A 9,366-nucleotide genomic window follows, 5' to 3' on the forward strand; every position below is an offset into this window, starting at 1 on the left:
CCGATCAGGGCATTGATCCGGCTATCGCGATTTCTCAGATTATTCAGGGGTTCCAGACGGTTGTCTCTCGCAGTGTCGCCACGTCAGTGCAGCATGTCGTCTCGATCACGCAAATCCACATGGGGACGTCTGACAATATCATCGCTGAAACGGCGCGCATGAGCGGCACGGTCCGTAGCCTCTCTCGTGAGGCGCGCGCCTTGGGGAAGACGAGAATGGCAGACATTTGTGCCGGTGTCGCAGCTATGACCGGCGCGCAGGTTCTGTTCAATTACGTCAATGAGGTGCCAGTGACATATAATGACCCCGCGCAAACAAAGGTCGCTGTCCGCGCTGCTGCCAGCGTCGTTGGCCCGGATGCGGTCGATGCCAATCGTCCCCCCACCATGGGCGGAGAAGATTTTTCGTTCATGCTAGAGGAACGTCCGGGCGCATTCATGTTTCTGGGAAACGGTACGTCTGCTGCCTTGCATAACCAATCCTTTGACTTCAACGATGACGCGCTGCGCTATGGAAGCGCCTACTTTGTCGCAATCGTCGAGACCGCGTTGCAGAACGCGGCTTGAACGGTATGCCGGGCGACGGGCATTTGCCTAACGTAGGCCCGTTTCTTCTAACAATCCCAACCGTTTGGCTTCATAATAGTAGCCGCGCGCATACCACATCACGGCGTCGTCTTCATCACCACCAGACACCAGCCATGCCCCGCGCAAGTAGCGCCCCGCATAGATCAGGTTGGTTTCGGCATCCAATAGCCCTTGGGGCGATCCGCGATAGCCCATCGTCCGCGCTGTCTGAGGCAGGATCTGCATCAGCCCATAATATGGCCCGTTACGTGCCGCCGGATTATGCGTGCTTTCGCGGATAATGACCCGGTGCAGCAAGCTTACGGGAATGTCATGGACCTTTGCGTATTTGTTAATCAGGCGGCGCAGCTCGGGCGTTTCATTGGGATAAAGTGGTAAGGCGCGCCCCCGATTTAGGGCGTCGCGGTCTTTGCGTCCGCCACATGCGGATAGCGTTGTGGCCCCGGCAATCATCAGGAAATAGCGGCGCTTCATCATTGGTCTGCTCTTTTCGGCTTGCGCTTCTCTTGGCGCGGTTCAGCTTGTTCATGTTGCATAAAATCAGTCTTTTCCCGGTCTGACCAGACATCGGAACCGTTTTAGGGCGCCCATTGCAAGAAATTGCCGATCATACGCAGACCGGCGGACTGGCTCTTTTCGGGGTGGAATTGCGTCCCGATCATCGTGTCGCGTCCGATGATCGCGGTCACATCGCCCGCGTAGTCGACATGGGCCAGACGCTCCGCCCGGTTGGTTACATCCATCGCGTAGGAGTGAACAAAATACGCGTGATCGCCTGTAGCAATCCCTTCAAGCACCGGATGCGGGTTGTCGATCACCAGATCATTCCACCCCATATGCGGCACTTTGAGCGTCCTATCCGCCGGGCTGATTTTGCGGATATGGCCCGCGATCCAGTTAAACCCCGGTGTTGGCTCGTATTCGTGGCCGGTCGTCGCCATCATCTGCATCCCGACGCAAATTCCAAAAAAGGGACGGGCGCGTTTGGTCACGGTCTCCACGATCGCCTCTGCGAGGCCGGTGCGTGCGTAAAGCTCCGCGCGGCAATGTGGAAATGCGCCGTCACCCGGCAACACGATGCGGTCGGCCTTGGCGATCACCTCTGGATCAGAGGTCACGACGATTGGGCCAGCGCCGACCTCTATCGCCATGCGCTCAAAGGCTTTTTGGGCCGAATGCAGGTTGCCGCTGTCATAATCGACAAGGGCCGTGGTCATAGGCTGCCCTTGGTGGACGGGATCGCATCGGCTTTGCGCGGGTCGGTTTCAACAGCCTCGCGCAGGGCGCGGGCGACAGACTTGAAAGCCGCCTCTGAGATGTGGTGGGCGTTGAACCCGTGCAGCTTGTCGATGTGCAATGTAATGCCGCCGTGCGTGCTGAGTGCCTGGAAAAACTCGCGGACCAGCTCCGTGTCGAACGTCCCGATTTTGCCGAAAGGCAGATCCAGATTGCAGATCAGATAGGGGCGAGCGGATAGATCCAGCGCGCAGCGTACCTGGGCATCATCCATCGCAAGCAGACAGCTACCATAGCGGCGAATGCCGCGCTTGTCACCGAGAGCCTCTGACAGGGCCTGACCCAAGGCAATGCCCACGTCCTCGACGGTGTGGTGGTCGTCGATGTGCAAGTCCCCCTGCGCGCGGATCGTCATGTCGATCAACGCGTGGCGCGACAACTGGTCAAGCATGTGGTCAAAGAAACCAACACCTGTCTGGTTGTCATAAGCGCCAGAGCCATCAAGATCGATGGTGACAGAAATATCGGTCTCGGCGGTTTTGCGTGTGATTGTGGCTTTGCGCATGGGTTTGCCCTTTGGTTTTCTGATCGCTCTATAGCTGGGCAAAGGGCAGGGGCCAAGCCCGCGAAATAATGCTGTGGCTTTTTAGCAAAATTTAAGGGTTGGCGTTCTAGGGTCTCGGAAGCTGCTCGACAATCTGGAGAATCCGATGAAAGCCCTTATTTTACGCCAAGACCCCAAAGCCGCCTGCGCGACGTCCAAAACATTGATCGACAAGGGGTTTTTGATCCTTTGTGTGGAAACGCTTGCGGTTGCACATGCGCTGATCCGTGTGGATACGATTGATTTGTTAGTCATGGATGAGGTGTTTGACGGGCAAATGACCCATGCGCTGGCTTTGTCCGGTGAACGGCGCAGCCCATGTCTGAGCGCGATCATGCTCACTGATCGGGACCGGACGGCGACGGATGACCTTTATGACCTGATCCCTTGTCTCTATGCGCTTGCGGGGACGCAAACCGCGCCAGATGTCTTGGGCAAACTCGCGGTGTCTGCGGTCAGTAATATGGCAGAAACCGTGGCGCGCGTGGCCGCGCGTGACGTGATTGACACGCAGGAGGCAGAGGCGGATCGCTCTGCTCTGAGAAATGAAGCGGATGTAGAACCGGATTTTGCGGATGCAGCGATAGCCGCGCCTGAGATGGAAGGGCGGATCGCTGATATTGAACGGCCCATGGTGCACATCAAAGAAGCTTTGCCGCCCGAAGTGGCCGCGATGCTTGCAGCGCAGCCGTTCTATAAGCAAGTGGATCAGTTTGCAGGGCGACACCGCGACGTGGCTTGACATCTCAACAAAAAAGCCGCGGTCTATACTGCGGCCTTTTGGTACGAAATGGAGCGGGCGATGAGATTCGAACTCACGACCCTAACCTTGGCAAGGAACGGGTCGCAAAAATAACCGTTCATAAACAAATAGTTGAGTATTGCCGATTCGCTCCCTTGCCCAAGAGCACCTCAAAAAAGGCAATGTTTTCGTGCAAGTTGCACGAAAACTCTCTCAATCTTTCAGATCGTAAAGATGAGCTACCCCCGAAAATAGGACACTGACGTAAGCTGCGATTTGTAGTCTGCTGATCTTCAACACGAAGGAGATCGGACATGTCGAAACGGAAGCAACATCACCCAGAGTTTAAGGCCAAGGTGGCGTTAGAGGCGCTGAGGGATGGAGAGACGGCGAGCGAGCTTGCCAGCCGGTCCGGGGTTCGACCGACGATGATCCATCAATGAAAGCGGGCATGGCTTGAAGGCGCATTAGGCGTCTTCGAGCGGGGCAGCCGGAAAGTACCGGAAGTCGATGAAGAGCATGTCAAAGACGTCGATGCCAAGATCGGGGAGTTTCCAGAACTGCGCAAACGCTACTGGGGTAGTTGGTTTTGGGGACATATATATTTCTCAACCACCTCGGGCAATGTCACCGGCGATATCATCAAGCAGTATCTGGAATTGCAGTCCTCAAAATGATGCTACCGGCGTCAGCCGGTAGTGCTTCATTGGGACCTCAAGATTTCCTTAGCGCTGTTCGATGAAAAACAGATATCCCATATGATAGATGTCATTCTGACAAGACTTCGGCGAAATGCAATTTTCAATGCGACATTTTTTTGAACTTCTATGAGTGGAAAAGCAATATGAACAACAATATTGGTGTAGTTCTGGCCTCAGTTGCCACTCTGTTAATAATCGTCGCATTTGAGACTGATGGATTTAGCAAATTCATTAAAAGCAAAAGTTGCAAGGACCTTGAGGCTGACTCTGTGATGGCAGAAGTATCTGACTTTATGGATGGGAAACTTAAGTACCCCGGTTCGGCGGTGTATCCTCAGACTAGTCGCTTCGACTTCATCTCCTACGGGGATGACCCCAAAAGATGTAATTACATTCTAAACGGATTTGTTGACGCGCAGAATGGTTTTGGCGCACTTGGCAGGGTGAACTTTACCTCGTCGGGAACTTACAATTTGGAAAACCCGTCCACGCTCAATGCTTCCACAAGGGTTGTCGACGAACACTTTAGCTTTTTTGACTAATGTGGTACGCAACTGAAAGCGCAATTCGCGTCGGCTCCCCCTCTCTTTGACGAAGCAGATGTTTCTGCCATCGGATGCAGCGCAGCATTCGTTCAATCTTGGCAGTGGTTGGCGACAATTCGGCCCATAGCCGCCGTTCGCCTCACCAATCCAATGCTGCGGTCGCAGCCCGCATAGCAGACCTTGGTCGATAGCGCAGCATTTCAGGATGTCCAGATGACGGCATCGCGGACAAGGACGAAGCCGCTACCGCGGCAGGGGCGCTTGTGGTGAGGGCGGCGCGGCGATCTGAATATCGTGATTTTGGAAATGGGCGCGACTGTCTGGCGATTGGGACCTCTCAATCAACAGACAGGAGGATCCCATGGTGGACCAAAAGACAACGCCGCTGCGTGCGCGGATGATCGAAGATATGCGGATAAAGGGGCTGGGCGAGAGTTCCCAGAAAGCGCACATCAGAGCGGTCAGTTACCTTGCCGAGGTTCTTGGGCGATCACCGGACACTGCAACACCGGACGATCTTCGCGCCTATCAGCTTCACATAGTCGACACGAACGTCACCCCATCGACCTACAACGCGCGACTTGTCGGGCTGCGGTTCTTCTTCGAGACGACGTGCAAGCGCGCAGAGTTGAAGAACAGCCTGCATTTCCGCACGGAGCCTCGGAAGCTTCCGGTGGTGTTCAGCGCCGAAGAGGTGTTCGAGATACTCAGGGTCGCGCCGGGGCCGGGGCTGAAGTATCGCGCTGCGCTCAGCATTTCCTATGGCACCGGGCTGCGTGCGTCGGAGGTCTGCAATCTCAAGGTCACGGATATCGATAGTGATCGCATGCTCATTCATGTCGAGAAGGGCAAAGGTGGCAAAGACCGCAAAGTCATGCTCTCGCCAGGACTGCTTGGCTTGTTGCGGGATTATTGGAAAGAAGCGCGTCCTGATGGCTGGCTGTTCCCTGGCAAGCCCCGGATCAACCCGCTCTCACCCCGGCAATTGCATCGCGCCTTCAGCGCAGCCAAGCACCTGGCGGGGATCAAGAAGCCGCGCAGCACGCTGCATAGTTTGCGCCACAGCTTCGCGACGCATCTTCTGAAGGCGGGAACGGATGTGCGCGTGATCCAGGTTTTGCCCGGCCACGCAAAGCTCAGCACGACGGCGCAATACACCCATGTGGCGACCAAGCTGATCCGGGACACCGACAGCCCCTACGAGTTGCTGGCGCAGCTTCGGGACCGAAGGTCGGAGTGACAGTCGCGGGCGGTGCCGCGCCCAAAGCTGGAGGTTGCTGACATCTTTCGTGCCCATGGTCCTGCGTGGCGGCAGGCCAATGCGGGGCATGTCAGCCTGAGCCAGCTCAAGGTGATGTCCGCCATCGAGACCTGCAGGACCGAGGCGCTTGACGGGCATGTGGCGGCTTGTGCCAAATGCGGCCACCAGCACATCGCGTATAACTCGTGCAAGAACCGGCACTGCCCGAAGTGCCAGGGACCTGCTGCGCGCGACTGGATGGCGGCACGGGCCGAAGACTTGCTGCCGGTCGAGTATTTCCACGTCGTCTTTACCCTGCCAGCCGAGATTGCGCGGATCGCATATTGGAACAAGCGGGCGGTCTACGGCCTGCTGTTCAAAGCGTCCGCCCAGACCGTGTCCACCATTGCCGCCGATCCCAGGCGCCTTGGCGCACGGGTCGGTATGACCAGCGTTCTCCACACCTGGGGATCAGCGCTGACGCATCATCCGCACATCCATATGATCGTCCCCGGCGGCGGATTGTCACCAGACGGCACAAGGTGGGTCGCCTGCAAGCCGGGGTTCTTCTTACATGTACGGGTGCTGTCGCGCCTGTTCAGACGCCTGTTTCTGGAAGGCCTGCTCACTTTGCACCGTGCGGGAAAGCTCGCATTCTTCGGCGATCTCAAGGGACTGACCAATGCTAAAGCCTTCACCGCGTATCTGGTCCCGCTGCGCAATGCCGAATGGGTGGTGTACGCCAAACCACCCTTCGGTGGCCCCGAACAGGTGCTGGCTTATCTCAGCCGATATACGCACCGGGTAGCGATCTCGAACAGCCGTCTCGTCAATGTCGACGCGGGCACCGTGGCGTTCCGCTGGAAAGACTATCGGATTAAGTCGGGTGACCGCATGAAGGTTTTGCGGCTCAACACAGGTGAGTTCATTCGCCGCTTCCTCGTGCATGTTCTCCCGGATCGGTTCCATCGCATCCGCCACTACGGCTTCCTTGCAGGCAGTAGATGCAAAGCGAAAGTCGCCCAAATCCGTGCGCTTCTTGGAGCAACCAGATCGGCCGAGCCAGACCGGCCCGCAGATGATCCCCCGGCACCCCTCACTTTACGTGAGCCATGCCCCGACTGTGGCGGACAGATGCGCATCATTGAGACCTTCCGGCGTGGCCAAATCCCCCGAACCCGAGCGCCACCAAGAAAGCAGGCCGCATGATGAACCGCCCATCTTTTGCGCATCCTCAGGTCCGACACGCAACGTGCCGGTCAAAGGCAAGCTTTGGCTCAATACCATCAATGCATCGTGACGAGAGCCGGGCTACCGCAGAAAGACCGAAAAACGAGCCCGGTCCTACCCCAAAAACCGCGACACTGAGCCGCCAAACTTGGAAAAATCCGCGGAACTCTAACCGATAGGGATTGGGGCCCGCGCTTTCCCCATAGCACGGCACCCACATCCCGCGGCTTCCACCTTGTCAGATTTGTCAACGCGGGCCAGACCGCCAAGACCAAACCTAACGCACTGGCCCGCATCAAAAAATCTTAGACAAAGCCACCATCCGCCGCCTCTTCACCAATGTCCGTTTGTGGAACTTGATGCAGAGTAGAACAAGATCGTGTGAACTCAGGTTGGGGCTTCTTTTGCCCCTGTCATAAACGCCACAGCGTCCGACATGGTGTAATCTTTCGGGTCAATGACACATAGACGTTTGCCAAGGCGATGCACGTGAATTCGATCTGCGACTTCAAACACATGAGGCATGTTGTGGCTGATCAGAATGATCGGAATGCCGCGAGATCGGACATCAAGGATGAGTTCCAACACACGACGAGATTCTTTGACCCCGAGGGCCGCCGTTGGTTCATCCAAGATGATGACCTTTGATCCGAAGGCCGCAGCGCGGGCCACAGCCACACCCTGACGTTGACCACCCGAAAGCGTTTCAACTGCTTGGTTGATGTTTTGGATTGTCATCAAGCCAAGCTCGGACAACTTGTCACGAGCAACCTGCTCCATCTTTGGGCGATCCAACTGGCGAAACCATTTGCCGCGAAAACCAGGTTTGCGGATTTCTCGCCCCATGAACATGTTATCTGCGATGGACAAAGCGGGCGACATAGCAAGGGTCTGGTAAACCGTTTCGATCCCCTCCTTGCGGGCATCGATGGGTGACGCAAAGTTTACCTGCTTTCCTTCGAGGAACACTTCTCCTTCGTCGGGTATCACCGCCCCCGAGACGGCTTTGATCAGAGATGATTTGCCTGCCCCGTTGTCGCCAATCACGGCAAGAATTTCACCGGGATAGAGATCGAAATCACAGTGATCGAGTGCAGTGACCTTGCCGTAACGCTTAACCAATCCACGGCCCTTTAGAATGGGTTCAATCGACCCATTGGCGATGTTTTCCATCAAAGTCATGCTGAGACCTTTCTGATCCACTGATCTACTGCGACAGCACCAATGATGAGTCCGCCGATAAGAAGGAATGTCCATTGTGCGTCGGCACCTGCAAGGCGAAGGCCAAGGGTGAACACACCAACGATGAGAGCACCAAAGAGCGGCCCCATGATCGACCCACGCCCACCGAACAGTGAGATGCCGCCAATCACCACAGCCGTGATGCTTTCGATATTCAGGAGTTGGCCGGACGTTGGGCTAACAGAGCCAATACGGCCAATAAGTGCCCAGCCTGCGATGGCGCAGATGAAACCGGTGACTGCATAGACAGAGATCAACGTGAATTTGACGTTTACACCAGATAGCTGTGCTGCTTCGGGATCATCACCTACGGCGTAGATGTGCCGCCCCCATGCTGTGTGTTTCAGGGCATAGGCAAGAAAGGCAAAGATCAGGACCATTGCGATCACACCAAAGGTGAATGTCGCACCACCGCGTCCGTCCGCGTCCGCGCCAATCTTGAACGTGGACCCAAGAAATTGAAGCAGGGGTGCGTTTTGTTCGATGTCTTGACTGCGTATGGTCTCGTTGGCTGAGTAGAGAAAGTTCGCCGCTAGAACGATCTGCCACATGCCAAGCGTGACGATGAACGGCGGCAGCTTCATGACCGCGACCAACCAACCATTAATTGAACCGATGAGTGTGCCAAAGGCCAGCCCAAGCGCGACAGAAACTTCGACGGGGACGCCGTAGCGGAAAGTAATCTGTCCCATGATAACGCTTGAAAGAACGGCAATCGCCCCGACGCTGAGATCGATACCAGCGGTGAGGATGACAAGGCTTTGAGCGGCGGCAACGATGCCAACGATCTGTACCTGTTGAAGGATCAGTGTCAGCGCAAAGGGAGAGAGAAACCGCGACCCGAGTAAGAGCGCGAAGAGGGTAATTGAGACGAGGAGGACGAACAACGGCACAAGTGCAGGGTTCACATGCAGGGCGTGTTGCAACCTTGCGAGAAGGCCCTTGCGTTCGGCGAACGAAGCCACGGTGTCGGCTGCTGGTGGCTTGATGGCGGCTTCAAAATCGTCGGCGTTGCCAGACATTGTTCGATCCCCTTGTCGTAAAATGGATGTCAGTAGGAGCATATCCCACTTTGCGAAAAGGGGCGGGATAAATACCCGCCCCTTGAGTTGCACCTACGATGAGATGCGGGAGGGTGGGCTTAACCCCAGCAGAGTTCAGTGCCTTCGGCTACAGAAATGCTTTCAACACCATCGGCTGGTTGATCTGTGACCAAGGCAACGCCTGTGTCAAAGAAGT

The 9,366-nt window shown here is 56.2% G+C and carries 11 protein-coding genes and 1 pseudogene; 6 read left to right on the forward strand and 6 right to left on the reverse strand.

Annotation, left to right across the window (positions count from 1 at the left end; genetic code table 11):
- On the forward strand, positions 1-566 hold a 566-nt coding region (locus ACFDSS_RS11635), incomplete at its 5' end, for a M20/M25/M40 family metallo-hydrolase (RefSeq protein WP_375255909.1).
- 27 nt (positions 567-593) lie between these two features.
- Here the strand turns inward: ACFDSS_RS11635 and ACFDSS_RS11640 are convergent.
- The 3 genes from ACFDSS_RS11640 to hisB all read right to left on the reverse strand — a co-directional run bounded on the left by ACFDSS_RS11640 (position 594) and on the right by hisB (position 2,388).
- Positions 594-1,064 (reverse strand): transglycosylase SLT domain-containing protein, encoded by a 471-nt coding sequence (locus ACFDSS_RS11640; protein WP_375255910.1) that lies wholly within the window; start codon positions 1,062-1,064, stop codon positions 594-596.
- Positions 1,065-1,165: 101 nt separating this feature from the next.
- Positions 1,166-1,804, reverse strand: a complete 639-nt coding sequence (hisH, locus tag ACFDSS_RS11645) for an imidazole glycerol phosphate synthase subunit HisH (RefSeq protein WP_375255911.1) — start codon at positions 1,802-1,804, stop codon at positions 1,166-1,168.
- Complete coding sequence (gene hisB / locus ACFDSS_RS11650; RefSeq protein ID WP_375255912.1) at positions 1,801-2,388, reverse strand: imidazoleglycerol-phosphate dehydratase HisB; 588 nt, start codon at positions 2,386-2,388, stop codon at positions 1,801-1,803. The genes hisH and hisB overlap by 4 nt, the downstream gene beginning before the upstream one ends.
- Before the next feature lie 145 nt (positions 2,389-2,533).
- Here hisB and ACFDSS_RS11655 point away from each other — a divergent pair, with 145 nt between their 5' ends.
- Positions 2,534-3,169 carry an imidazoleglycerol-phosphate dehydratase gene (locus ACFDSS_RS11655; RefSeq protein ID WP_375255913.1) on the forward strand — a complete coding sequence of 212 codons (636 nt, stop codon included), beginning with the start codon at positions 2,534-2,536 and terminating at the stop codon, positions 3,167-3,169.
- Between the two features lie 467 nt (positions 3,170-3,636).
- On the opposite strand, the gene ACFDSS_RS11660 is transcribed toward ACFDSS_RS11655, so the two are convergent.
- Positions 3,637-3,768 carry a hypothetical protein gene (locus ACFDSS_RS11660; RefSeq protein WP_375255914.1) on the reverse strand — a complete coding sequence of 44 codons (132 nt, stop codon included), beginning with the start codon at positions 3,766-3,768 and terminating at the stop codon, positions 3,637-3,639.
- Here ACFDSS_RS11660 and ACFDSS_RS11665 point away from each other — a divergent pair.
- From ACFDSS_RS11665 to ACFDSS_RS11680, 4 genes and pseudogenes are all read left to right on the forward strand, one after another.
- Positions 3,718-3,868 (forward strand): annotated as a pseudogene (locus ACFDSS_RS11665) (transposase); the annotation flags it as partial. The gene ACFDSS_RS11660 and the pseudogene ACFDSS_RS11665 sit on opposite strands and share 51 nt — an antisense overlap.
- Positions 3,869-4,013: 145 nt before the next feature.
- A complete protein-coding gene (locus tag ACFDSS_RS11670) occupies positions 4,014-4,412 on the forward strand; it encodes a hypothetical protein (RefSeq protein ID WP_375255915.1) in 399 nt (132 codons plus the stop codon).
- 364 nt (positions 4,413-4,776) lie between these two features.
- On the forward strand, positions 4,777-5,655 hold the full coding sequence (locus tag ACFDSS_RS11675) for a tyrosine-type recombinase/integrase (RefSeq protein ID WP_375255916.1): 879 nt from the start codon (positions 4,777-4,779) through the stop codon (positions 5,653-5,655).
- Positions 5,656-5,667: 12 nt separating this feature from the next.
- Positions 5,668-6,864, forward strand: coding sequence for an IS91 family transposase (locus tag ACFDSS_RS11680; protein WP_375255917.1), 1,197 nt, complete (start codon positions 5,668-5,670; stop codon positions 6,862-6,864).
- A 408-nt stretch (positions 6,865-7,272) separates the two neighbouring features.
- Here ACFDSS_RS11680 and ACFDSS_RS11685 read toward each other — a convergent pair whose 3' ends face one another.
- Complete coding sequence (locus ACFDSS_RS11685) at positions 7,273-8,067, reverse strand: ATP-binding cassette domain-containing protein (RefSeq protein ID WP_375255918.1); 795 nt, start codon at positions 8,065-8,067, stop codon at positions 7,273-7,275.
- Entirely contained in the window at positions 8,064-9,149 is a 1,086-nt protein-coding gene (locus tag ACFDSS_RS11690) for an ABC transporter permease (protein ID WP_375255919.1), read from the reverse strand. Before ACFDSS_RS11690 ends, ACFDSS_RS11685 begins: the two co-directional genes overlap by 4 nt.
- Positions 9,150-9,366: the final 217 nt, after the last annotated feature.

This window comes from Yoonia sp. (assembly GCF_042093035.1).
In the GTDB taxonomy this organism is placed as follows: Bacteria; Pseudomonadota; Alphaproteobacteria; order Rhodobacterales; family Rhodobacteraceae; genus Yoonia.

Coding starts and splice junctions, on each gene's coding strand:
- hisB (WP_375255912.1), bottom strand. CDS start 2,388: ATGCGCAAAGCCACAATCACACGCAAAACCGCCGAGACCGATATTTCT.
- ACFDSS_RS11675 (WP_375255916.1), top strand. CDS start 4,777: ATGGTGGACCAAAAGACAACGCCGCTGCGTGCGCGGATGATCGAAGAT.
- ACFDSS_RS11655 (WP_375255913.1), top strand. CDS start 2,534: ATGAAAGCCCTTATTTTACGCCAAGACCCCAAAGCCGCCTGCGCGACG.
- hisH (WP_375255911.1), bottom strand. CDS start 1,804: ATGACCACGGCCCTTGTCGATTATGACAGCGGCAACCTGCATTCGGCC.
- ACFDSS_RS11685 (WP_375255918.1), bottom strand. CDS start 8,067: ATGACTTTGATGGAAAACATCGCCAATGGGTCGATTGAACCCATTCTA.
- ACFDSS_RS11690 (WP_375255919.1), bottom strand. CDS start 9,149: ATGTCTGGCAACGCCGACGATTTTGAAGCCGCCATCAAGCCACCAGCA.
- ACFDSS_RS11670 (WP_375255915.1), top strand. CDS start 4,014: ATGAACAACAATATTGGTGTAGTTCTGGCCTCAGTTGCCACTCTGTTA.
- ACFDSS_RS11660 (WP_375255914.1), bottom strand. CDS start 3,768: ATGTCCCCAAAACCAACTACCCCAGTAGCGTTTGCGCAGTTCTGGAAA.
- ACFDSS_RS11640 (WP_375255910.1), bottom strand. CDS start 1,064: ATGATGAAGCGCCGCTATTTCCTGATGATTGCCGGGGCCACAACGCTA.